This window comes from Streptomyces sp. NBC_01750, assembly GCF_035918095.1.
Classification (GTDB): domain Bacteria; phylum Actinomycetota; class Actinomycetes; order Streptomycetales; family Streptomycetaceae; genus Streptomyces.
Genome location: NZ_CP109137.1, coordinates 2518910 through 2542587 on the forward strand (window position 1 = coordinate 2518910; position 23678 = coordinate 2542587).

Here is a 23678-nt window from a genome sequence, read left to right on the forward strand (position 1 = left end):
CCTGCGCCGTTACTTGATCATGTAGATCGTGGCGAAGAGGCCGATCCAGACGACATCGACGAAGTGCCAGTAGTAGGACACGACGATGGCGGCGGTTGCCTGCTCGTGCGTGAATCTCCTCGCCGCGTACGTCCTGCCGAGTACCAGCAGGAAGGCGATGAGGCCGCCCGTCACGTGCAGGCCGTGGAAGCCGGTGGTCAGGTAGAACACCGAACCGTACGGATCCGAGGACAGCGAGAGGCCGTCCTTCTTGACCAGTTCGGTGTACTCGAAGACCTGACCGCCGATGAAGATCGCACCCATCACGAACGTGATCGTGAACCAGGTGCGGAGCTTCTTCACATCGCCCCGCTCCGCGGCGAAGACGCCGAGCTGGCAGGTGAGGGAGGAGAGCACCAGGATCGTGGTGTTCGTCGCCGAGAACGGGAAGTTCAGGGCCGAAGCCATTTCCTTCCAGTGCTCGGCGCCCGTCACCGATCTCAGGGTGAAGTACATCGCGAAGAGGGCCGCGAAGAACATCAGCTCGGAACTCAGCCAGATGATGGTTCCGACGCTGGTGAGGTTCGGCCGATTGACCGACGGGTGCGCGTGCCCGGTTTCTACTGTCGTTGCTGTCGCCACGACCGACATTATGTCGGTCGCTTATCCCGCCCTCACCCCGGGGGGTGCCGTTCGGTGTGTCAGTGGGGTGTGTCCTGCCCGAACGGCCCATCGAAGCGGTGTCCGAACCGCTGTTGACAGTGAGTCGGACGGAGTAGCATCCGCCGCATCGGTTCCTGATCCAACGAGGCGGAGGAACAATGCAGGCGACTGCCACGGTGCTGGTCTACAGCGATGACTCGGGCACCCGCGAGCAGGTGCGGTTGGCAGCGGGACGCAGGCCGGCCGCCGATCTGCCGCCGGTGGAGTTCCTGGAGTGCGCGACCCTGCCCGCCGTCCTCAAAGCGCTGGACGAGGGCGGTATCGACGTCTGCGTGCTGGACGGCGAGACGGTCCCCGCGGGCGGCATGGGCGTCTGCCGGCAGATCAAGGACGAGATCTTCAACTGCCCGCCCGTGCTGCTGCTGATGGGGCGCCCGCAGGACGCCTGGCTGGCCACCTGGAGCCGCGCGGAGGCCGCTGTGACGCTTCCGGTCGAGCCGGTGGAGTTCGCGGACTCCCTGGCCGCTCTGCTGCGCCGCAGGCTCGCTGTTCAGGCCTGAGGCCGCCCGGCCCGGGTCGGTCCGGGTCACACCTTGTCGGTCCGGGTCGCACCTTGTCGGTCCGGGTCACACCTGGGGCCGCAGTCGCGCCACGTCGACGGGGCTGCTGCCGTCCCTGGTCTCGGCCACCAGGGCACTGCCCTTGCGCCATATGTCCCAGGAGAGGTTCCAGTCGCCGAAGCCGTTCCCGAAGGGGGCCATTTCGGCGCCGGAGCTGTTGATGACCTTGACTATGTCGCCCTCGCGCACGGTCCGGAAGAACCAGGCGGCGTTGCTCGTGGACATCCCGGTGCAGCCGTGGCTGACGTTCGCGTACCCCTGTGAGCCGACGGACCACGGCGCGGCGTGGACGTACTCACCGCTCCAGGTGACGCGCGTCGCGTAGTAGACGGGCAGGTCGTACGAGTCCGCGCTGCCCTCGGAGATACCGACGGTGGTACCGCGCATCCGTACGAAGTACTCCTTGCCGAGCACGACCTTGATTCCGTTTCGGGTGGAGAAGCCGGGCTTGCCCGTGGTCACCGGAATGGTGTTGATCACTTCTCCGTTGCGCTTGACCGTCATCTGGTGCGAGCCGGCGTCGGTTATCGCCTCTATTCGGTCGCCGATGGTGAGCTTCAGCGGCTTCGAGGCGCCGCCGTAGAGCTTGTTGGCGACCTTGACGCCCTGGAGGTTGCTGACCGCGGTGACGGTGGCGCCGGCGGGCCAGTACTCCTTCGGGCGGAAGTGCAGAGTCTTGTCGTCCACCCAGTGCCAGGTGCCCTCCACGGCGGGCGTGGACTCGACCTTCAGAGCGCTTTCGACGACCGCCCTGGCCTCCTTGCCCGTGACCGGGGCGGTGAGGTCCGCGGTGATCGGCTGGCCGACCCCGTACGTGCCCGCCTTCGGGCCGAACTGGACGGTCAGGAGCTTCTTGGACGGCGCGGTCTCAAAGGTGATCGTCCGGGTGCCCGGGGCGCCGTCCTCGTCCTCCATGGAGACCTTGACGGTGTACTTGACGCCGGCCGCCAGGGGCGCCGTGGAGCGCCAGCGGCCGCCGTCCGCGGAGAGTTCGCCGGCGAGGTGGTGACCCCATTCGTCGGTCACCCTGACATCGGTGATCCGGCCCTCGCCGTCCTCGACGGTGACCTCGAGCGGCTTGTCCGGGTCCGCCTTGGCATCGCCGGACGGCGCGTTGAAGGAGATCTGTTCCGTCGCGTCGTACGGCTTCGCGGCGAGCGGGTGGCCGTCGGAATCGAGGCACGCGGTCGCGCCCGCCCCGAGGGACACGACCAGCAGGGTGCAGCTGACGACGGTGCGGATGCGCGGCGTGTTGTTCATAACCACACGCTATGAAGATCTGTCAGTAACGGCGCGCCGGGTGACTGCAAACGAGTGGCCCGGATCCCACTCACGAGTGAAGGGGATCCGGGCCGACCCGTGCGCCGCTGACGCGGTGTTACTGGTTCTGGTTCTCACCGCGGTAGTACTCGAACACCCAGCCGAACAGGCCGATCATGATGACCGGGGCGGAGAAGTACATCAGCCACCAGCCGAAGACGACGCCCATGAAGGCGAGCGCGCCACCGATGCCGAGCGCGAGCGGCTGCCAGCTGTGCGGGGAGAAGAACCCCACCTCGCCGGCCTCGTCCGCTACGTCGGCCTCCTTGTCGTCCTGCGCCATGGCGTCCACTCGCCGGGCCGTGAAGGCCAGGTAGTAGCCGATCATGACGCTCAGGCCGAAGGCCAGGAACAGCGCGGTGGTACCGGCCGGCTCCTTGGACCAGACGCCGTACAGGACGGCGACGGCGAGGATGAAGACGCTCAGCCAGAGGAACATCTTGCCTTGGATCTTCACTTGCCGTCCTCCTTGTCACCGGTGAGGACGCTGGCTCCGTGGCCGCCGTGCTCGAGCTGGTCGAGAGCTGCGATCTCCGGGTGGTGCAGGTCGAACGCCGGGGATTCGCTGCGGATCCGCGGCAGGGTGAGGAAGTTGTGCCGCGGCGGCGGGCAGGTGGTCGCCCACTCCAGCGAACGGCCGTAGCCCCACGGGTCGTCGACCTCGACCTTCTTGCCGTACTTGGCTGTCTTCCAGACGTTGTACATGAACGGCAGGACCGACAGGCCGAGCAGGAACGAGCTGATCGTGGAGATGGTGTTCAGCGTGGTGAAGCCGTCGGCGGCGAGGTAGTCCGCGTAACGACGCGGCATGCCCTCGGCGCCCAGCCAGTGCTGCACCAGGAACGTGCCGTGGAAGCCGATGAACAGCGTCCAGAAGGTGATCTTGCCGAGCCGCTCGTCCAGCATCTTGCCGGTGAACTTCGGCCACCAGAAGTGGAATCCGGCGAACATCGCGAAGACCACGGTGCCGAAGACGACGTAGTGGAAGTGCGCGACGACGAAGTACGAGTCGGAGACGTGGAAGTCCATCGGGGGCGAGGCCAGGATGACGCCGGTCAGTCCACCGAAGGTGAAGGTGACCAGGAAGCCGATCGTCCAGAGCATGGGTGTCTCGAAGGACAGTGAGCCCTTCCACATGGTGCCGATCCAGTTGAAGAACTTCACACCGGTCGGCACCGCGATCAGGAAGGTCATGAAGGAGAAGAACGGCAGGAGTACGCCGCCTGTGACGTACATGTGGTGCGCCCACACCGTCACGGACAGTCCCGCGATACCGATCGTCGCGGCCACCAGACCGATGTAGCCGAACATCGGCTTACGGCTGAAGACCGGGATGATCTCGGAGACGATCCCGAAGAAGGGCAGGGCGATGATGTACACCTCTGGATGGCCGAAGAACCAGAAGAGGTGTTGCCAGAGCAAGGCCCCGCCATTGGCGGAGTCGAAGACATGCGCACCGAATTTACGGTCCGCCTCCAGCGCGAAGAGCGCGGCGGCCAGCACCGGGAAGGCGAGCAGGACCAGCACACCGGTCAGCAGCACGTTCCAGACGAAGATCGGCATCCGGAACATCGTCATGCCGGGGGCTCGCATGCAGATGATCGTGGTGATGAAGTTGACCGAACCGAGGATCGTGCCGAAGCCGGAGAAGGCCAGACCCATGATCCACATATCGGCGCCGACGCCCGGCGAGCGGACCGCGTCCGACAGCGGGGAGTAGGCGAACCAGCCGAAGTCGGCCGCACCCTGCGGGGTGAGGAAGCCGGCCACCGCGATCAGCGAGCCGAAGAGGTACAGCCAGTACGCGAACATGTTCAGCCGCGGGAACGCCACATCGGGCGCGCCGATCTGCAGCGGCATGATCCAGTTCGCGAATCCGGCGAACAGCGGCGTCGCGAACATCAGCAGCATGATCGTGCCGTGCATCGTGAACGCCTGGTTGAACTGCTCGTTCGACATGATCTGCGTGCCGGGACGGGCCAGCTCGGCGCGCATGAAGAGCGCCATGATTCCGCCGATGCAGAAGAACGCGAACGACGTGACCAGGTACATCGTGCCGATGGTCTTGTGGTCGGTGGTCGTCAGCCAGCTCACGATCACAGTGCCCGGCTGCTTGCGCCGTACCGGCAGCTCGTTCTCGTACGAGTCGTCAGCTGCTGCGGCGGCACCCTGAGGTTCGTTGAGGATGCTCACAGTTTGTTCTTCTCCGCATTCCTGGCCGGGTCCGTCAGCTCAATGCCCGACGGGATGAAGCCGGTCTGCCCCTTCTCCGCCAGCTCCTTCAGGTGCTGCTGGTAGCGCTCCGGGGAGACGACCTTGACATTGAAGAGCATCCGGGAGTGGTCGACGCCGCAGAGCTCGGCGCACTTGCCCATGAAGGTGCCCTCGTGGTTCGGAGTCACCTCGAAGGAGTTGGTGTGACCCGGGATGACGTCCTGCTTCATCAGGAACGGGATCACCCAGAAGGAGTGGATGACGTCCCGAGAGGTCAGGATGAACCGGACCTTCTCTCCCTTGGGCAGCCAGAGGGTCGGACCCGGGTTTCCGGTCTGCGGGTTCCTGGTGCCGGGGATACCGGCGTCGTAGACGCCTTCGGCGCCTTCGGGGAACTGCTTCTGGAACCTGTCCGGAATGGCGTCGAGCTCCTTGGGGACCCCGGCGCCGGTCTTGGCGTCGCCGTCCAGGTTCTCGATGTAGTTGAAGCCCCAGCTCCACTGGTAGCCGACCACGTTGACCGTGTGGGCGGGCTTCGCGGAGAGGGAGAGGAGCTTCGACTCATCACGCGCGGTGAAGTAGAAGAGCACCGAAACGATGATGAGCGGGACCACCGTGTACAAAGCCTCGATCGGCATGTTGTACCGGGTCTGCGGGGGTACCTCCACCTTGGTGCGGCTGCGCCGGTGGAAGACGATGCTCCAGATGATCAGACCCCACACCAGCGCGCCCGTGATGAGCGCTGCCGCCCACGAGCCCTGCCAGAGGGAGAGGATCCGAGGGGCCTCTTCCGTTACCGGGGTGGGCATTCCCAGGCGGGGGAAGTCCTCATATGTGCAACCGGAGGCGGTCGACAGGACTACACCCGCGGTCAGCACCTGGAGCAGCTTCCGCCGCATCGGGCGCCGCGACGAGCGGTCGGAGCCGTTGGGACTCACGTAGCGCCTTCCCGAGAGTCTCGGCCCGCGCGGCATGCCGCGGCCGTCACGCTGGTCGGTCGCCGGCCCTGACGCGGGCAGGGGTTTGGATGTTTATGCGGACCAAACCCTACTGGACGCTATTTGGGGTCGCGCGGGGAGGGTGCCCAACGCGCCGCCCGACTCCCCGAAGGGGTGGAATCACCCCGGAATACAGGCCTCCGGCGGGCATCTGACGGCCTCTCCGCGTACGGGGGTTAGCGTGGCGGCGTGCCCTACTTCGACGCCGCATCCTCCGCTCCCCTGCACCCGGTTGCCCGGCAGGCCCTGCAGGCCTCCCTGGACGAGGGCTGGGCCGACCCGGCCCGGCTCTACCGTGAGGGGCGGCGCGCCCGGCTGCTGTTGGACGCGGCGCGGGAGGCGGCGGCGGACGCGGTCGGCTGCCGTCCGGACGAGCTGGTCTTCACCCCTTCGGGGACGCGCGCGATTCACCTGGGAATTTCCGGCGCACTCGCGGGCCGTCGGCGTGTCGGGCGCCACCTGGTCGTTTCCGCGGTCGAGCACTCCTCGGTGCTCCATTCGGCGGCGGCGCACGAGGCGGCGGGCGGCGGCGCGGTGACCGAGGTACCGGTGGACCGGGCCGGGGCGGTTTCTGCTGCCGCGTACGCGGCCGCGCTGCGTGAGGACACCGCGTTGGCCTGTCTGCAGTCGGCCAACCATGAGGTGGGCACCGAGCAGCCGGTGGACCTGGTCGCCGAGGCGTGCCGGGCGGCCGGGGTGCCGCTGCTGGTGGACGCGGCGCAGTCGCTCGGCTGGGGGCCGGTGGAGGGTGACTGGTCGCTGCTCGCGGCAAGTGCCCATAAATGGGGCGGCCCTGCGGGAGTCGGGCTGCTCGCCGTGCGCAAGGGTGTCCGGTTCGCCCCTCAAGAGCCCGCCGACGAGCGGGAGTCGGGGCGGACGGCCGGCTTCGAGAACATCCCGGCGATCGTGGCGGCCGCCGCCTCGCTGCGGGCGGTACGGGCGGAGGCGGCGGACGAGGCCGTACGGCTGCGTGCTCTGGTGGACCGGATCCGGACCCGCGTCCCGGAGCTGGTCCCGGATGTGGAGGTGGTCGGTGACCCGGTGCGCCGGCTCCCCCATCTCGTCACCTTCTCCTGTCTCTATGTCGACGGAGAGACTCTGCTGCACGAGCTGGACCGGGCGGGTTTCTCGGTCTCGTCGGGGTCGTCCTGCACGAGCAGCACACTGACGCCGAGCCATGTGCTGCGGGCGATGGGTGTGCTGTCGGAGGGAAATGTCCGCGTCTCGCTCCCTCTCGGTACGACCGAGGCGGAGGTGGACCGCTTTCTCGAGGTGCTGCCGGGGGTGGTGTCAGGGGTGCGCGAGCGGCTCGGCGCGCCCGTCGCGGCCGGCGGGACCGGTAAGGAGGCGTCGCTGGTCGTGGACGCGCTCGGCAAGCTGTGCCCGATCCCGGTGATCGAGCTGGCGAAGGTGATCGGCGACGTCCCGGTCGGTGGCACGGTGACGGTCCTCGCGGACGACGAGGCGGCACGCCTGGACATCCCGGCGTGGTGCGAGATGCGGGACCAGGAGTACGTGGGCGAGCAGCCGGCGGACCGGGGCGTGGCCTATGTGGTCCGCCGGCGCTCGTAACTCCTGATCAGCCGACGTGCACCTGGACCTCGGCCGCGGCCTCGTGGCCGTACGCCTTGGTGAAGCGGTCCATGAAGTGGGCGCGGCGCAACGTGTATTCCTGGGTGCCCACGGTCTCGATGACGAGAGTCGCCAGCATGCAGCCGATCTGGGCCGCGCGCTCCAGGTTCACACCCCAGGACAGGCCCGAGAGGAAGCCCGCGCGGAACGCGTCGCCGACGCCGGTCGGGTCGACCTTGGCCTCCTCCTCCGCACAGCCGACCTCGATCATGTCCTCACCGGCCTGCTCGATACGGACGCCGCGTGAGCCCAGGGTGGTGACGCGGTGGCCGACCTTGCCCAGGATCTCCTCGTCGCTCCAGCCGGTCTTGGACTCGATGAGCCCCTTCTCGTACTCGTTGGAGAAGAGGTAGGTGGCCCCGTCGAGGAGAGTGCGGATGTCGTCGCCGCTCATCCGCGCGATCTGCTGGGAGAAGTCCGCGGCGAACGCGATCGAGCGGGTCCTGCACTCCTCGGTGTGCCGGAGCATCGCCTCGGGGTCGTCCGCGCCGATCAGAACCAGGTCGAGGCCGCCGACCCGGTCGGCGACCTTCTTGAGCTCGATCTGGCGGGCCTCGCTCATCGCGCCTGTGTAGAAGGACCCGATCTGGTTGTGGTCGGCGTCCGTCGTACAGACGAAACGGGCGGTGTGCAGGACCTCGGAGATTCGGACCGAGCCGGTGTCGACACCGTGCCGGTCGAGCCAGGCACGGTATTCGTCGAAGTCGGCTCCGGCCGCGCCGACCAGGATGGGCCTGGTGCCGAGCTGGCCCATGCCGAAGCAGATGTTGGCGCCGACACCGCCCCGGCGTACGTCAAGGTTGTCGACGAGGAAGGAGAGGGAGACCGTGTGCAACTGGTCCCCGACCAGCTGGTCGGCGAAGCGGCCGGGGAAGGTCATGAGATGGTCAGTGGCGATGGAGCCGGTGACTGCGATTCGCACGGCGAGGACGCTCCTGTGGCGGGGTGGCGTTGACAGTTAACGCTACCGGGTCGAAGCACCTGTCCTGAAGTGCGGAAACTACCCGATAGTAGGTCTTTTTTCCTGGACTCCCCCCTGCGTACGGTGCGGATATGACGAAGCACATCGCCCCGCGCGAACAGCGAGAGTCCGAAATCAGCCTGGCCCAGCTGCGCGGTGACTGCGCGCGGATGGCTCCGCACTGGGTTGTGCCGGCGGCCGCTGTGCCCGCGCCCGTGCCGCCGTCCCGCATCCATGGTGTCGTAGTCACAGCGGCTTCCGCCCGGCTGATCGACGCAATGTCCGAATACGGCGACTGACGCGCAAGAGGCGCACCGAGGGAACCGTGCGCCCCCTCGCTCCGTCCCATCCGTGCCCCCGGCAGAAGGGGGCATGAGACAAGGAGCGATGCGGTGAGCAGCACGGAGAACACTCACGACAGCCCCCGCCGCCGGCGTTCCCCGCTCGCCGTCGCCTCGGTAGCGGCGGCGGTGCTGGTCGCGGGAGGCGGTACGTACTTCGCGACGGCCGGCTTCGGTGGCGGCCGCAGCGCGGACGCCGGGAGCGATGCGCCGCGCGATATGACACCGCCGCTGCTCTCGCTGGACGCCTCTACGGGCGGCGGCAGCTCTTCGGGCAGCGGCGGCCCCGGCATCGCGCCCGGCGAGCCCGACCCCAACGGCGGGATCGTCTACCGGGCCGAGGGCAAGCTGCCGGAGGGGCCGGATTCGGCACCTGTCTACCGTCCGAACGGGACTGTCACCGAGGCCGAGGCGACCCGGCTGGCGAAGGCGCTCGGGCTGCCGGGCACACCGCGGCTCGCCGGCCCGGCCTGGAAGATCGGGGCCGACAAGGACGGCGCGGGCCCGTTGCTCCAGATCAACAAGCAGGCGCCGGGCACCTGGACGTTCGCCCGGTTCGGGGCTTCACCGGGCGGTGACAACTGCCTGAAGGGCAAGGCGTGTCCGTCGCGCGGCGAGCCGGGACGGGCGGCCGGGGGCCCCGCGGTGAGCGAGGCCGCCGCGAGGAAGGCCGCCGCTCCCGTACTGAAGGCGGTCGGCCAGGGCGACGCCGAGCTGGACGCGCGCCAACTGATGGGCGCGGTACGGGTGGTGAATGCCGCTCCGGTGGTCGGCGGGCTGCCGACGTACGGCTGGACGACCGGGATCCAGGTCGGCGCGGACGGTCAAGTGGTCGGCGGCAGCGGGCAGTTGAAGAAGCCCGAAAAGAGCGACGAGTATCCGGTGGTCTCGGCGCAGGAGGCGCTGAAGCAGCTGAACAAGGCCGGTGAGGGCGCGGGCCGGGTCGGGATCGGCGGGTGCGCCACCCCGGTGCCGGTGGAGGGCGAACAGAAGCCCGCGGCACCCTGCGAGCCGAAGAGCAAGGCGGCCGGCCCTGAGCGGCTGACGGTAGGCAAGGCGGTTTTCGGACTGGCAGCCCAGTACGTGGACGGGCAGCAGGCGCTCGTACCGTCGTGGCTGTTCGAGGTGAAGCCGAAGGGCGGCGCCCAGCCGTTCACGGTCACCCAGACGGCGGTGGACCCGAAGTTCCTGTCGAAGTCCGCACCGCCGGAGCAGAACGTCAAGCCGACCGAGCCGCCGAAGAATCCTGTCGCGGGGTCCGAGCGGAGCGTCATGTCGTACAGCGTGAACGGGCGGGTCCTGTCCGTGACCTTCTGGGGTGGCGTGTGCAGCGACTACGCGGCGACGGCGAGCGAGAGCGACAGCCAGGTGAAGGTCCGGGTCGTCGAGTCGAATCCCGACCCGAAGCGGATCTGCGTCATGATGGCGAAGCAGTTGACGGAGAAGGTGACCCTGCACAAGCCGCTGGGCGACCGGAGGGTCGTGGACGCGCGGACGGGTGAGGCCGTCCCGCCCAAATAGCACCTGCTCCGGGCGTCCGCAGGGACGCCGGACAGACGAAGGCGGCGGCCCCGGAGATCGGGGACGCCGCCTTTCGTCCGACTGGGCTCAGCTTTAGCTGAAGGAGTCACCGCAGGCGCAGGACCCGGAGGCGTTCGGGTTGTCGATCGTGAAGCCCTGCTTCTCGATCGTGTCGACGAAGTCGATGGAGGCGCCGCCCAGGTATGGGGCGCTCATCCGGTCGGTGACGACCTTGACGCCGTCGAAGTCCTTGACGACATCGCCGTCGAGCGAACGCTCGTCGAAGAACAGCTGGTAGCGCAGGCCGGAGCAGCCGCCGGGCTGAACGGCGACGCGCAGCGCGAGGTCGTCCCGGCCTTCCTGCTCCAGCAGGCCCTTGACCTTGGCGGCGGCGGCGTCGGACAGGAGGATGCCGTCGCTCACGGTGGTGGTCTCGTCCGATACGGACATCTGCTTCTCTCCCGGGTTGTACGGAGACTACTTGCCGACGGTTGCAACCGGCATGGCCACGGATTCATTCCGGGGCCGAGGGCATGTCGTTCCCTTTCATGCTCGCACACCGGACTGCCGGGAGGCGCCGACCTGTCGACAGGGGGTGCGTCACATAGACGCTATGGCGATCGTCAAAGTGACGTGAAGCAGTTATGATAGATAACGTCAAATAGACGAAAAGGTCTGTCTGCAGAAAAGAAAGGGTGCGTGTCGTGACCACCGCCCAAGCCCGCCCGGAGCTCGACGTCCAGCCGACGCCGCTCGCCCTGCTGCTGCTCGGCCGCGAGGCCGACCCCAGGAGCGAGCGCGGTGTGGAGTGCCCCGGCGACCTGCCCTCCCCGTCCGACCCGGACCTGGTGGAGCGCGCTCGTGCAGCCAAGGAGAAGCTCGGGGACAAGGTCTTCGTCCTGGGGCACCACTACCAGCGCGACGAGGTCATCCAGTTCGCGGACGTGACCGGGGACTCCTTCAAGCTGGCCAAGGACGCCGCGGCGCGGCCGGAGGCCGAGTACATCGTCTTCTGCGGCGTGCACTTCATGGCCGAGTCCGCGGACATCCTGACCTCGGACGACCAGAAGGTCGTACTGCCCGACCTGGCCGCCGGCTGTTCGATGGCCGACATGGCCACCGCGGAGCAGGTCGCCGAGTGCTGGGACGTGCTGGCCGAGGCCGGCATCGCGGAGCAGGTCGTGCCCGTGTCGTACATGAACTCCTCGGCCGACATCAAGGCCTTCACCGGTAAGCACGGCGGGACGATCTGTACGTCGTCGAACGCGAAGCGTGCGCTGGACTGGGCCTTCGAGCAGGGCGAGAAGGTGCTGTTCCTGCCCGACCAGCACCTGGGGCGGAACACCGCGGTGCGGGAGATGGGGATGTCTCTCGACGACTGCGTCCTCTACAACCCGCACAAGCCGAACGGCGGACTGACGGCCGGGCAGCTGCGCGACGCGAAGATGATCCTGTGGCGTGGGCACTGCTCGGTGCACGGCCGCTTCTCGCTGGATTCGGTCAACGACGTGCGGGAGCGGATCCCGGGCGTGAATGTCCTGGTCCATCCCGAGTGCAAGCACGAGGTCGTGTCGGCCGCGGACTATGTCGGCTCGACCGAGTACATCATCAAGACACTGGAGGCGGCTCCGGCCGGCTCGAAGTGGGCGATCGGGACGGAGCTCAACCTGGTTCGCCGGGTCGCGAACGCACATCCCGACAAGGAGATCGTCTTCCTCGACAAGACGGTGTGCTTCTGCTCGACGATGAACCGCATCGACCTGCCGCACCTGGTGTGGGCGCTGGAGTCGCTGGCTGAAGGAAATCTGGTGAACCGGATCCAGGTCGACAAGGAGACGGAGAGCTTCGCGAAGCTGGCGCTGGAGCGGATGCTGGCGCTGCCGTAGCGCCCGCCCCGGGCTCGGACCGCATACAGGGGTGCCACCGGCCGTTCGGGCCGGGGGCACCCCTGTGTCGCGTCCGCGACCGGCTCAGACCTGGGCCGGTTCCTGGGCCGCGGGCTCCGCGTCCGCCTCGCCCCGCGGGGCGGGGGACTTGGACGCGCGCTTCGCGGCCTTCTTGTCGGCGCGGCGCTCCTTGCGGAGTTCCACCATCGCGTACAGCGTCGGGACCAGCAGCAGCGTCAGCAGCGTCGAGGTGATCAGGCCGCCGATCACCACCACCGCCAGCGGCTTGGCGATGAAGCCGCCCTCTCCCGTGACGCCCAGGGCCATCGGGAGCAGCGCGAAGATCGTCGCCAGGGCCGTCATCAGGATCGGGCGCAGCCGGTGGCGACCGCCCTCGACGACGGCTTCCACCACGCCCAGGCCCTGTGCCCGGTACTGGTTGATCAGGTCGATCAGCACGATCGCGTTGGTGACCACGATGCCGATGAGCATCAGCATGCCGATCATCGCCGGGACACCCATCGGCGTACCCGTGACGATCAGCAGGCCGATCGCGCCCGTAGCCGCGAAGGGGATCGACACCAGCAGGATCAGCGGCTGGACCAGCGAGCGGAACGTCGCGACCAGCAGCATGAAGACGATCGCGATCGCCGCCAGCATCGCCAGGCCCAGCGAGGCGAAGGCATCGTCCTGGTCGGACGAGACACCACCGATGCTCGCCGTGGCACCGTCCGGGAGGTCCAGCGACTTGAGCTTGCTCTGGAGCGACGCGCTCACCGCGCCCGTGTTGTCACCGGTCGGCTTCGCCGTGATCGTCGCGGCCCGCGAGCCGTCGATCCGCGTCATCGAGACCGGTCCGGGGACGAGCTTCACATCGGCGATGTCACCGAGCTTCACCGGGCCCAGGGGGAGGTTACGAAGGTCCGACAGCGTCTTCGCCGGCTTCGCCGAGGTGATCACGACATCGCGCTCGGTGTCGTCCAGGATCGCCTTGGCCGACGGAGTGCCGCGCACCGCCTGGCCGACGGCCAGACCCAGCGTGGTCTCGTTGAAGCCCGCGTCCGCCGCCTTCGCGTTCGCCTTGACCGAGATCCGCGGGACGCTCTGCGCCAGGTCGCTCTGCACGTCGGTGACGTCGTCGAGCTTCGCCACCTCGGCCCGTACCGCCTCGGACGCCTTCTTCAGCGTGTCCGCGTCGGACGCCTTCACCACGACGCTCAGGTCCTGGTTGCCGAAACCGTCGCCCGCCGCGATCGTCGTGTCGCCGATGCCGTCGAGCTTGCCGAGCTCCTCGTCGATACGGTCGCGGGTCTTCTCGTACGACGACGCGTCCTTCAGGGTCAGCTGGTAGGAGGCCTGGTTGGCACCCGTACCGCCGCCGAAGGCCGCCATGAAGCCGGAGGAGCCGACCGTGACCTGGTAGTCCTTGATCTCGTCGATTCCGTCGAGGGCCTTCTCCACCTTCTTCGCGGAGGCGTCCGCCGCCTCCAGGCTGGTGCCGGGGGCCAGCTCCTGCTTGACGGACATGACCTCCTGCTCGCCCTGGTCGAAGAAGTTCGTCTTCAGCAGCCCGGCCATACCGAAGGTGCCGAAGAGCACGACGAGCGCGAGGACGACGCTGGTGACGCGGCGGCGGGTCGCGAAACGCAGCACCGGCACGTACATCCGCTGCAGCGGGCTGCGCGCCTCCTTCTCCTCCGCCTTGCGCCGGGCCTCGTCCGGGTCGATGCCCCGTACGGCCTTCGGCGCGCGCAGGAACCAGAACGACAGGACGGGGACGACGGTCAGCGAGACCAGCAGCGAGGCCAGCAGGGCCGCGGTGATGGTCAGCGAGAACGAGCCGAAGAGCTCACCGACCATGCCGCCCACCAGACCGATGGGCAGGAAGACGGCGACGGTCGTCAGCGTCGACGAGGTGACGGCGCCCGCCACTTCCTTCACCGCGGTGATGATCGCCGACTGCCGCTCCTCGCCGTAGCCGAGGTGCCGCTTGATGTTCTCCAGAACCACGATCGAGTCGTCGACGACCCGGCCGATCGCGATGGTCAGCGCGCCCAGCGTGAGCATGTTGAGCGACAGATCACGCGTCCAGAGCACGATCAGCGCGAGGACGACCGAGAGCGGGATGGAGACCGCCGTGACCAGCGTGGAACGGAGCGAGGCCAGGAAGAGAAGGATCACGATGACCGCGAAGAGCAGTCCGAGCGCGCCTTCGGTGGTCAGACCGGAGATCGACTTGGAGACGGCAGGGCCCTGGTCGGAGACGACGGTCAGCTGAGCACCGGAGCCAAGGTCCTTGCGGAGCTCGGGCAGCTTGTCCTTGACCGCGTCGGAGATGGCGACCGCGCTGCCGTCGTTGTCCATGGTGGCGAGGACGGCGAGACTCGGCTTGCCGTCCGTACGGGTGATGGAGACCCGCTGGGACTCCTCCTGCTTCACCGTGGCGATTTCGCCGAGGCGTACCGGCTTGCCCTTCGCCGGGGAAACGCGCAGGTCCTCGATCTGCTTCAGCGTGGTGAAGCCGCCACCGACCTGGACCGTACGGCTCTTGCCGTCCTCGGAGAAGGAGCCTGCCGGCAGCGTCGCGCCGCCCGCCTTGAGCGCCTCGGCGAGCGCCATGGTGTCCAGCCCGGCCGAGGCGAGCTTCTTGTTGTCGGGAGTGACGGAGACCTGGAGGTCCTGGACGCCGTCGACGGAGACCTGGCCGACGCCGTCGATGTCCTCGAGCGCCGGCACGACGGTGCGCTCCAGCTGGTCGCTGAGCGCCTGCTGGTCCTTGTCGGAGGTGATGGCAAGGACGACGGTCGGGATGTCGTCCGTCGAACCGGCGATGACCTGCGGGTCGACGTCGTCGGGCAGCTGGGTACGGGCCCGGTTCACAGCCTGCTGCACATCGGCGACGAGCTGCTTGGAGCCGTCCCCGTACTCGAAGCTGGCCATGATCACGGCGTTGCCCTCGCTCGCCGTGGAGGTGATGCCCTTGATGCCGTCGACGGCCTTGATGGTGCTCTCGAGCGGTTCGACGACCTGCTTCTCGACCACATCGGGGGACGCGCCCTGGTACGGGGCCAGCACCGACACCATCGGCAGTTCGATGGAGGGCAGCAGCTGCTGCTTGAGCTGCGGGATGGCGATCGCTCCGAAGACGATCGCGACGATCGACATCAGACCGATCAGGGCTCGTTGCGACAGGCTGAATCTGGACAGCCAGGACATGAGGTCTCTCTTCTGTGGCTTACGCGGCAGGAAGGACATGAGGGCGCAGTCGGCTGCCCGTTAATACGATCAGGCATTCGAGGAGGTCCTATCCTCGATCCCAGGTCCAGTTCCTTATCTCGCGCATACCGCAGCTGGAGTACTCGGAGCTGCGGCTCACTCCACCCTCGGACGTACCAGGCCCGATTCGTACGCGATAACCACCAATTGGGCGCGGTCGCGGGCACCGAGTTTCGCCATCGCGCGGTTCACATGCGTCTTCACGGTCAGCGGGCTGACCTCGAGCCGTTCGGCGATCTCGTCATTGGAATGGCCGCCGGCGACCAGGACGAGGACTTCACGCTCGCGCACGGTGAGCGCGGAGAGCCGCTCGGAGTGCTCCCGGGCCTTCTGCCCGTCGTCCGAAGTGCCGCCCTGCGCAAGGAACTTGGCGATCAGGCCCTTGGTGGCGACCGGCGAGAGCAGCGCCTCGCCCGCAGCGGCGATACGGATGGCATTGAGCAGTTCGTCCGGTTCCGCTCCCTTGCCGAGGAAGCCCGATGCGCCTGCCCGCAGCGACTGCACGACGTACTCGTCCACCTCGAAGGTGGTGAGCATGACGACGCGTACGTTCACCAGTTCGGGGTCGGCGCTGATCATGCGGGTGGCGGCGAGCCCGTCCGTCCCGGGCATCCGGATGTCCATCAGGACGACATCGGGCTTGGCGGAACGGGCGAGCGCCACCGCCTCGGCGCCGTCCGCCGCCTCCGCGACGACATTCATGTCGGGTTCGGAGTCCACCAGGACCCGGAACGCGCTGCGCAGCAGTGTCTGGTCGTCGGCGAGCAGCACCCTGATCGTCATGTGTCCTCCCCCGCGCGGGTCTTGACCGGCAGTATCGCCTGCACCCGGAAGCCGCCGCCGTAGCGGGGGCCCGCGGTGAGGGTGCCGCCGAGTGCGATGACCCGCTCGCGCATACCGAGCAGACCGTGGCCGCCGCCGTCCGCCGGCCCTTCGGCCTCGGCGCCGTTGTCGAGCACCGTGACCTCCACGGTGCGGCCGACCCGCACCACGCTCACCTCGGCCTTCGCCTCCGTGCCCGCATGCTTCTGCACATTGGTCAGCGACTCCTGGATGATCCGGTACGCCGCGAGGTCGACGGCCGCGGGCAGCCGGATCCCGTCGTCGGCACGGGCCACCTCGACCGGCAGACCGGCCTGCCGGAAGGTGATGACCAGCTCATCAAGGACATCGAGGCCGGGAGCCGGTTCGGTGGGGGCCTCCGGGTCGCCGGACTGGCGGAGGAGGCCGACCGTGGCGCGCAGTTCGTTGAGCGCGGAGCGGCTGGCCTCGCGGACATGGGCGAGGGCCTCCTTGGCCTGGTCCGGCCGCTTGTCCATGACATGCGCGGCGACGCCCGCCTGGACGTTGACCAGGGCGATGTGGTGCGCGACCACATCGTGGAGGTCGCGGGCAATCCGCAGCCGCTCCTCCGCGACCCGTCGGCGGGCCTCCTCCTCGCGGGTGCGCTCGGCGCGCTCGGCCCGCTCGCGTATCGCATCGACGAAGGCCCGGCGGCTGCGAACGGCGTCGCCCGCGGCCCCCGCCATCCCGGTCCAGGCGAAGAGGCCGAGGTTCTCCTGGGTGTACCAGGGGGTCGAACCGAAGAACATCGCGGCGCCGGTCAGCACGGCCATGGTCAGCAGGCCGACGCGCCAGGTGGTGGGGCGGTCGGTGCAGGAGGCGACGGTGTAGAGGGCGATCACGGCGCTCATCGCGACCGGGGCGGCCGGATCGCCCACGACGAGCTCGACGACCGAGATCGCGGTGGTGAACACGAGCACGGCCATCGGGTTGCGGCGACGGAAGACGAGGGCCCCGGCGACCAGGACCATCAGCACCAGGCTGCGCGGCTCGGGCGTACGGCTGAAGAAGGCCGGACCGTGCGGTCCGTTCGGATCGGCGAAGGAGCCGACGACCATGCAGATCAGTACGGCCAGGGCGAGCGCGCCGTCGAACGCCATCGGATGCGCGCGCAGCCAGCGCTGGGTGCGGGCGAACCCGGTGGCGAGTGAGGTCACATCCAGCAACGGTACGGCGTGCCGCGACGGCCGCGTACACCCGCGTACACGGCAGAAGACAGCGGAAGACCCCGCTCCGGACCGATCCGGGGCGGGGCCGTTCGGCTGTTGGAGTGCGCGTGGTCAGCCGGGGATGAGACCGTCGTCGCTGAGCATCTCCCTGACGTCCTCAAGCGTGGCGTCCGGGGCCGGCAGGATCAGCTCGGACGGCTCCAGGGCGTCGTCCGGCAGGGGTTCGCCGAGCTCGCGGACCCTGTCCAGGAGCGCGTTGAGAGTCCGGCGGAAGCCCTCATCGTCACCGCGCTCCATCTCGGCCAGCAGCTCGTCGTCCAGCTTGTTGAGCTCGGTGAAGTGGCTGTCCGCCAACTTCACCTGGCCCTCCCCCATGATCCGTACGATCATGACGAGTCCCTACTGCTTGTCGAACTTGTTCGGGGTGTTCTGCTGCGGGGCGGCGTCCTGCCGGCCTGCGGCACCGCCTTCGATCGCCTGCTGCGGACCCGAGCCGCCCGCGAGCTCGGCCTTCATCCGCTGCAGCTCCAGCTCTACATCTGTACCACCGGAAATGCGGTCCAGCTCGGCGGCGATGTCGTCCTTCGCCATCCCGGACTGGTCGTCCAGGGCGCCGGAGGCGAGCAGTTCGTCGATCGCGCCGGCCCGTGCCTGCAACTGCGCGGTCTTGTCCTCGGCCCGCTGGATCGCCAGGCCGACGTCGCCCATCTCCTCGGAGATGCCGGAGAAGGCCTCGCCGATCCGGGTCTGCGCCTGGGCCGCGGTGTAGGTGGCCTTGATGGTCTCCTTCTTCGTACGGAAGGCGTCGACCTTGGCCTGCAGCCGCTGGGCGGCGAGAGTGAGCTTCTCCTCCTCGCCCTGCAGTGTGGTGTGCTGTGTCTCCAGGTCGCTGACCTGCTGCTGCAGCGATGCGCGACGGGACAACGCCTCGCGCGCCAGGTCCTCACGGCCGAGCGCCAGCGCCTTGCGGCCCTGGTCCTCCAGCTTGGTCGACTGTCCCTGCAACTGGTTCAGCTGCAGCTCGAGCCGCTTGCGGGAGGTCGCCACATCGGCGACTCCGCGGCGCACCTTCTGCAGCAGTTCGAGCTGCTTCTGGTACGAGTAATCGAGGGTCTCGCGCGGATCCTCGGCCCTGTCGAGGGCCTTGTTTGCCTTCGCGCGGAAGATCATCCCCATACGCTTCATGACACCGCTCATGGGCTTCGCGCGCCCCCTTCTGACGGACTCAGCTTCAGCACTCCAACAGAACCCACAGTACGGGCCCTGCATCCATTACCGCACTGTTCCAGCGCGGATGCGCTCCTCCCCAAGGACGACTGCGTACGGCTTCGATCCGGCGCAAGGAGTAGGTGGCCGTCAGGGAAACCACGGGCAACGTCCGCTCTGTCCGGCTTACGGCCGGCTTCTGTCCCCTACAGACGCACGGTGTTGCGGGATCGTTCCCCACCGGCGTTGGGTCCCCGCATTTCACCCCGTACCCTTGGGCTTTGTGTTTGGTAGCCGTTCCAAGGAAGAGAAGTCCCCCACCGACAAGGTGCAGGCAGACCTCTCCAAGCAGCCCCGTGACCCCGAGGCCCCGAAGGGCCGCCCCACGCCCAAGCGGAGTGAGGCACAGACCCAGCGGCGCCGTGCTTCCAGCTCGGCGCCGACCGACCGCAAGGAGGCCGCGAAGCGCCAGCGGGAGGCCCGCCGCGTGGACATGGCCAAGCAGCGGGAGGCCCTCGCCAGTGGCGACGAGCGCTATCTGCCGGCCCGTGACAAGGGACCGGTACGCCGCTTCGTGCGCAACTTCGTCGACTCCCGCTTCTGCATCGCCGAGTTCTTCCTGCCGCTCGCGGTGGTGATCCTGGTGCTGAGCATGGTCAGGATCGGCTCGCTGCAGAACATCGCGCTGCTGCTCTGGCTCGGCGTCATCGTGCTGATCGTCATCGACTCGATCGGTCTGGCGTTCCGTCTGAAGAAGCAGCTGAACGAGCGCTTCCCGAACGAGTCCAAGCGCGGCGCGATCGCCTACGGCCTGATGCGTACGCTCCAGATGCGCCGACTGCGCCTGCCGAAGCCGCAGGTCAAGCGCGGAGAGCGGCCCTGATCACGGCGGTCTCCGGCTTCGGGGGCGCTTCGGCCGACTGGCTGGCCGGGCTCGGCGGACTGCGCAACACCGTCCGCCAGGAGCTTGTCGCCCGCCAGCTCGACGAGCAGATAGCCGCCCGCTACCCGGTCGGGCAGCGGCTGCGCATCCTCGATGTGGGGTTGGGGCAGGGCACCCAGGCGCTGCGGCTCGCCCGGGCGGGTCACAAGGTGACCGGTCTGGAGTCCGATCCCGCGACGCTGAAGGCGGCTCGCACCTCGCTGGCCGCCGAGCCGGCCGGAATCCGTGAGCGGGTCCGGCTGATCGAGGGCGACGGCCGGGACACCGGGGTGCATTTCCTGCCCGGCAGCTTCGACGTGGTGCTCTGCCACGGAGTGCTGATGTACGTCACAGAGCCGGACGCGATGCTGGCCGGCATGGCCAGGATGCTGGCGCCGGGCGGTCTTCTCTCACTGCTCGTACGGAACGCGGACGCGCTGGCCATGCGGCCGGGGCTGGCCGGGGACTGGTCGGCCGCGCTAACCGCGTTCGACACCGATGCGTACACCAACCGTCTCGGGCTTCCGGTACGCGCGGACCGGCTCGAGGCGCTGACGGCGACGCTGGCGGGGATCGCGGCGCCGCTGCACGCCTGGTACGGGGTGCGGGTGTTCACCGACAACGTCCCCGACGAGGCCGACCTGCCGCCCGCCGAGGAGCTGGAGCGGCTGCTGGCGACGGAGGACCGCGCGGGGCGCACGGAGCCGTACCGCGGAGTGGCCGCGCTGCTGCACCTGTGCGGCGTACGCGGCTGAGCCGCGGCCCTTGGGCACACCCGAGCGGCGGCTCTCCGCACCGCGGACCACGGGCGCGGACCCGGCCCCCGGCAGCGGGCGAGAACGTCGGGGGCGCGGGCCGGCTCTGGCAGGGGGACACGCAGGGGTCGGCGTCGCAACTCGCGCGAAGCGCGCTGCGGAAATTGGTCCCCCGGACTGCCACCGGCCCGAGACCGCCCGCGGCGGGACGTTCCGGCGGCAGCGCCGCCTCGCCCACCTACGGCCACCGGCTCCGCGTCGCGGCCCCTCACACCGCTCGGGTGCGGCCACCCGAGGAGCCAATGGGCCCGCCCCTGGCAGGGGGACGCGCAGGGGTCGTGTCCGGGACGTAAAGCGTCGCAACTCGCGCGAAGCGCGGTGAGGAAAGCAGTCCCGGACACGAGCCCAGGAGCGCGGACCCCGGACGGCCACCCGCCCAAGACCGGACACGCCCAAGCACCCAAAACCCGCACCCCGCAAGGCACCACACCCAAGCCCCGCACCCCGCAAAGCACCACACCCCGGGACCACGGCACCCCCGCAAGGGACCCGCACCCGCGAGGACCAGCACCCCGGCCCGCCCCCGCAAGGCACCCGCCCCCGCGAGGACCGCGCGGGCTACGCCTCGTTCGCGTGCAAGCTCATCGGGCCGTAGATCTTCGTCGAGTCCTCCGACAGGATCACCTGGTCCGCCCCGCCCTCCAGCAGGTCCTTCCAGAACTCACCGATCCACGACTCCGCGTCCCCCTGCGTCGTGAACTCCTCCGGCTGCACCGCCGGCTGGACCTCCGTCCCGTCGGACTTCTCGAAACGCCACGTCCATGCCATGTCCGCCTCCCAAGGCCCACCAGTGATCTCCTTGCTGCCCGCAGCGTAGCCGGGCGCGCACGCCCCGCGGTGACGCGGGAGGATCGTGAGCGTGGAACTCACTCTGCTCGGCACCGGCGCCCCCGCCGGACTCCCCCGGCCCGACTGCCCGTGCGCCGCCTGCGCCACCGCCCGCGGCCCGCTCGCCCGCGCCGCCACCTCGCTGCTCGTCGACAGCGCGCTGCTGCTCGACCTCACCCCGGGCGCCGCCATGGCCGCCGCTCGGGCCGGGCGCTCACTCGTCGGCGTACGGCAGGTGCTGCTGACGCATCCGCACGACGGACCCCCCGTGGATCTGCCCGCCGGGCTGCCTGCGGCGGGACGGGTCCCGGACGGACAGGAGTTGACGCTGATCAGCGGGCACCGGGTGCGTGCCGTACCGATGGACAACCCGGGCACGGGGTACGAGGTGACCTCTCTGGAGGGCGAGCGGCTCCTCTATCTGCCCCCCGGCGGAGCGCCTGCCGGTCTCGCCGAAGGGCGGGCCGCGTACGACATGGTCGTCGCCGATGTCGTGGGGCGGCCGGACGCGATCGCGCGGCTGCGCGCCGCCGGGGCGATCGGGTCGAGCACTGATGTCATCGCGGTACACCTCGACCACGACGTGCCCGGCGGCCCCGAACTGTCCCGGCGACTCGCGGCCGCGGGCGCGCGGGCCGTGCCCGACGGGACCACGCTGACCGTCGGCGAGTACCACGCCGTACCGGATGTACCCCGCCGCACCCTGGTCACCGGCGGCGCCCGCTCCGGCAAGTCGGTGGAGGCCGAGCGCCGGCTCGAGACCTTCGCCGAGGTGCTGTACGTGGCGACGAGCGGCAGCAGGGACGGCGACCCCGAGTGGGCGGCCCGGGTGTCCCTGCACCGCGACCGCCGCCCCGGGGCCTGGGACACCGTGGAGACCTGCGATCTCGTACCGCTGCTCGCCGAGGACGGGCCGCCGATGCTGATCGACTGTCTCTCGCTCTGGCTCACCGACGCGATGGACCGGGTGGGCGCGTGGGACGACGCGAAGTGGGCGGCGGACGGCGAGCACGCGCTGCACGCGCGCGTCGCCGAACTGGTCGCCGCGGTACGGCAGACCCCGCGCACGGTCGTCGCCGTGACGAACGAGGTCGGCAGCGGCGTCGTCCCCGCCACCGCGTCGGGCCGCCGCTTCCGCGACGAACTGGGCCGTCTCAACGCCGCCTTCGCCGCCGAGTGCGAACACGTCCTGCTGGTCGTCGCGGGCCAGGCCCTCGTCCTCCGCGGCTGACCACCCCAACTCGGCAAGCCCGCCGACCAGGTGCCGGGGCGCCTCCCGGCTGCCCACGAGGAAACCACCCACCGGACAGCAACCACCAACGCCCCCGGCCCACCTCAGCCACATGACCGGGTGACTGCGCCACCGGCCCACCCACACCCCAAGACCGGCTAACGGTACTGTTCGGCGAATGAGCAGGCTGAATCTCGATGACTTCTCCGACCTGATCGAGCGCCCCGACAACGGTATGCGGCGTGACGCCGAAGAACGCCGCGAGCGGCTGATCGTTCCGCCCGGTTCCCTCGGCCGTCTCGATGAGCTGGGTGAGTGGCTGTCGGCCGCGCAGGCCTCCGTGCCGGTCAAGGCCATCGACCAGCCGCGCGTGGTGCTGTTCGCCGGTGACCACGGGGTCGCCGAACTAGGCGTCTCCGGGCGGGAGTCCGGCTCCGCGCACCGGCTGGTGCGCGCCACGCTGGAGGGCGCGAGCCCCGTCGCCGTACTGGCCCGCCGGATGGGCGTGCCGGTGCGGATCGTCGACGCCGGTCTGGACTGCGATCCGGAACTGCTGCCGGACGAGGTCGTACGTCATCGGGTGCGCCGCGGCAGCGGACGTATCGACGTCGAGGACGCGCTGACGGTCGAGGAGGCCGAGCAGGCCGTACGCCTCGGTATGGCGATCGCCGACGAAGAGGCCGACTCCGGCACCGACCTGGTCGTCCTCGGCGATCTGAGTGTCGGCGGCACCACGCCCGCCGCCACGCTGATCGCCGCGCTGTGCGGCACGGACGCCTCCGTGGTCACCGGCCGCGGCGGCGCCGGCATCGACGACCTGGCCTGGATGCGCAAGTGCGCGGCGATCCGGGACGCGTTGCGGCGCGCCCGGCCGGTGCTCGGCGATCAGCTGGAGCTGCTGGCGACGGTGGGCGGCGCGGATCTGGCCGCGACGACCGGATTCCTGCTGCAGAGTGCCGTACGGCGGATGCCCGTGATCCTCGACGGAGTGGTCTCGGCGGCGTGTGCGCTGGTCGGCCAGCGGGCGGCATTCCGAGCGCCGGACTGGTGGCTCGCGGGTCAGGTGAGCGGCGAACCCGCGCAGACGAAGGCGCTGGACCGTATGGCGCTCAACCCGCTGCTCGATCATGGCGTCACTGTGGGGGAAGGAACCGGGGCATTGCTCGCGCTCCCCCTCGTGCAGGCTTCGGCCGTGCTCGCGGCCGAACTGCCGGAGCGTACGGAGCCGGTGGAGAGCGACACGGACTGACGCG

The 23678-nt window shown here is 69.2% G+C and carries 22 protein-coding genes; 9 read left to right on the forward strand and 13 right to left on the reverse strand.

All coding sequences use genetic code 11. The features are described 5' to 3' along the window. Positions 1-9: 9 nt before the first annotated feature. A complete protein-coding gene (gene ctaE / locus OG966_RS11450; RefSeq protein WP_326649413.1) occupies positions 10-630 on the reverse strand; it encodes an aa3-type cytochrome oxidase subunit III in 621 nt (206 codons plus the stop codon). Between the two features lie 170 nt (positions 631-800). On the opposite strand from ctaE, the gene OG966_RS11455 reads away from it, so the two are divergent. Continuing rightward, positions 801-1202: a hypothetical protein gene (locus OG966_RS11455; protein WP_326649414.1), complete on the forward strand. Its 402-nt coding sequence runs from the start codon at positions 801-803 to the stop codon at positions 1200-1202. Between the two features lie 66 nt (positions 1203-1268). Here the strand turns inward: OG966_RS11455 and OG966_RS11460 are convergent, their stop codons facing one another. From OG966_RS11460 to ctaC, 4 genes are all read right to left on the reverse strand, one after another. Continuing rightward, entirely contained in the window at positions 1269-2522 is a 1254-nt protein-coding gene (locus OG966_RS11460; RefSeq protein ID WP_326649415.1) for a L,D-transpeptidase, read from the reverse strand. A gap of 118 nt (positions 2523-2640) precedes the next feature. Further along, positions 2641-3039: a cytochrome c oxidase subunit 4 gene (locus tag OG966_RS11465; RefSeq protein WP_326649416.1), complete on the reverse strand. Its 399-nt coding sequence runs from the start codon at positions 3037-3039 to the stop codon at positions 2641-2643. Then, the gene (gene ctaD / locus OG966_RS11470) at positions 3036-4775 is read right to left on the reverse strand and encodes an aa3-type cytochrome oxidase subunit I (RefSeq protein WP_326649417.1); all 1740 of its coding nucleotides are present in this window, start codon (positions 4773-4775) and stop codon (positions 3036-3038) included. Before ctaD ends, OG966_RS11465 begins: the two co-directional genes overlap by 4 nt. Further along, entirely contained in the window at positions 4772-5734 is a 963-nt protein-coding gene (gene ctaC / locus OG966_RS11475) for an aa3-type cytochrome oxidase subunit II (RefSeq protein WP_326649418.1), read from the reverse strand. The genes ctaD and ctaC overlap by 4 nt, the downstream gene beginning before the upstream one ends. A 249-nt stretch (positions 5735-5983) precedes the next feature. Here ctaC and OG966_RS11480 point away from each other — a divergent pair, with 249 nt between their 5' ends. After that, a complete protein-coding gene (locus tag OG966_RS11480) occupies positions 5984-7366 on the forward strand; it encodes a cysteine desulfurase/sulfurtransferase TusA family protein (protein ID WP_326649420.1) in 1383 nt (460 codons plus the stop codon). Between the two features lie 7 nt (positions 7367-7373). Here OG966_RS11480 and OG966_RS11485 read toward each other — a convergent pair whose 3' ends face one another. Continuing rightward, positions 7374-8348, reverse strand: a complete 975-nt coding sequence (locus OG966_RS11485; protein ID WP_326649421.1) for a carbohydrate kinase family protein — start codon at positions 8346-8348, stop codon at positions 7374-7376. Positions 8349-8479: 131 nt separating this feature from the next. Between OG966_RS11485 and OG966_RS11490 the strand changes: the two genes are divergently transcribed. Beyond that, complete coding sequence (locus OG966_RS11490) at positions 8480-8686, forward strand: hypothetical protein (protein WP_326649422.1); 207 nt, start codon at positions 8480-8482, stop codon at positions 8684-8686. Between the two features lie 93 nt (positions 8687-8779). Beyond that, positions 8780-10249, forward strand: coding sequence for a hypothetical protein (locus tag OG966_RS11495; protein ID WP_326649423.1), 1470 nt, complete (start codon positions 8780-8782; stop codon positions 10247-10249). A gap of 93 nt (positions 10250-10342) precedes the next feature. On the opposite strand, the gene OG966_RS11500 is transcribed toward OG966_RS11495, so the two are convergent. Continuing rightward, the gene (locus OG966_RS11500; protein WP_326649424.1) at positions 10343-10699 is read right to left on the reverse strand and encodes a HesB/IscA family protein; all 357 of its coding nucleotides are present in this window, start codon (positions 10697-10699) and stop codon (positions 10343-10345) included. Between the two features lie 245 nt (positions 10700-10944). On the opposite strand from OG966_RS11500, the gene nadA reads away from it, so the two are divergent. Further along, the gene (gene nadA / locus OG966_RS11505; protein WP_326649425.1) at positions 10945-12135 is read left to right on the forward strand and encodes a quinolinate synthase NadA; all 1191 of its coding nucleotides are present in this window, start codon (positions 10945-10947) and stop codon (positions 12133-12135) included. A gap of 84 nt (positions 12136-12219) precedes the next feature. Here nadA and OG966_RS11510 read toward each other — a convergent pair whose 3' ends face one another. The 5 genes from OG966_RS11510 to OG966_RS11530 form a co-directional block, all read right to left on the reverse strand. Further along, on the reverse strand, positions 12220-15351 hold the full coding sequence (locus OG966_RS11510; RefSeq protein WP_326649426.1) for an efflux RND transporter permease subunit: 3132 nt from the start codon (positions 15349-15351) through the stop codon (positions 12220-12222). 156 nt (positions 15352-15507) lie between these two features. Next, positions 15508-16194, reverse strand: a complete 687-nt coding sequence (locus OG966_RS11515; RefSeq protein ID WP_326649429.1) for a response regulator transcription factor — start codon at positions 16192-16194, stop codon at positions 15508-15510. Continuing rightward, a complete protein-coding gene (locus OG966_RS11520; RefSeq protein ID WP_326649430.1) occupies positions 16191-17411 on the reverse strand; it encodes a sensor histidine kinase in 1221 nt (406 codons plus the stop codon). The genes OG966_RS11515 and OG966_RS11520 overlap by 4 nt, the downstream gene beginning before the upstream one ends. A gap of 123 nt (positions 17412-17534) precedes the next feature. After that, positions 17535-17813, reverse strand: a complete 279-nt coding sequence (pspAA, locus tag OG966_RS11525) for a PspA-associated protein PspAA (RefSeq protein WP_326649431.1) — start codon at positions 17811-17813, stop codon at positions 17535-17537. 9 nt (positions 17814-17822) lie between these two features. Next, complete coding sequence (locus OG966_RS11530; RefSeq protein ID WP_326649432.1) at positions 17823-18608, reverse strand: PspA/IM30 family protein; 786 nt, start codon at positions 18606-18608, stop codon at positions 17823-17825. A gap of 304 nt (positions 18609-18912) precedes the next feature. On the opposite strand from OG966_RS11530, the gene OG966_RS11535 reads away from it, so the two are divergent. Both OG966_RS11535 and OG966_RS11540 read left to right on the forward strand, forming a co-directional pair. Further along, on the forward strand, positions 18913-19512 hold the full coding sequence (locus OG966_RS11535; RefSeq protein ID WP_326649433.1) for a DUF3043 domain-containing protein: 600 nt from the start codon (positions 18913-18915) through the stop codon (positions 19510-19512). Next, a complete protein-coding gene (locus OG966_RS11540; protein ID WP_406733900.1) occupies positions 19512-20306 on the forward strand; it encodes a class I SAM-dependent methyltransferase in 795 nt (264 codons plus the stop codon). The genes OG966_RS11535 and OG966_RS11540 overlap by 1 nt, the downstream gene beginning before the upstream one ends. 618 nt (positions 20307-20924) lie before the next feature. Here the strand turns inward: OG966_RS11540 and OG966_RS11545 are convergent. Beyond that, a complete protein-coding gene (locus OG966_RS11545; protein ID WP_326649434.1) occupies positions 20925-21134 on the reverse strand; it encodes a hypothetical protein in 210 nt (69 codons plus the stop codon). A 91-nt stretch (positions 21135-21225) separates the two neighbouring features. Here OG966_RS11545 and OG966_RS11550 point away from each other — a divergent pair, with 91 nt between their 5' ends. Beyond that, the gene (locus OG966_RS11550; RefSeq protein WP_326649435.1) at positions 21226-22425 is read left to right on the forward strand and encodes a bifunctional adenosylcobinamide kinase/adenosylcobinamide-phosphate guanylyltransferase; all 1200 of its coding nucleotides are present in this window, start codon (positions 21226-21228) and stop codon (positions 22423-22425) included. Between the two features lie 187 nt (positions 22426-22612). Next, complete coding sequence (gene cobT, locus OG966_RS11555) at positions 22613-23674, forward strand: nicotinate-nucleotide--dimethylbenzimidazole phosphoribosyltransferase (protein ID WP_326655164.1); 1062 nt, start codon at positions 22613-22615, stop codon at positions 23672-23674. Positions 23675-23678 lie beyond the last annotated feature (4 nt).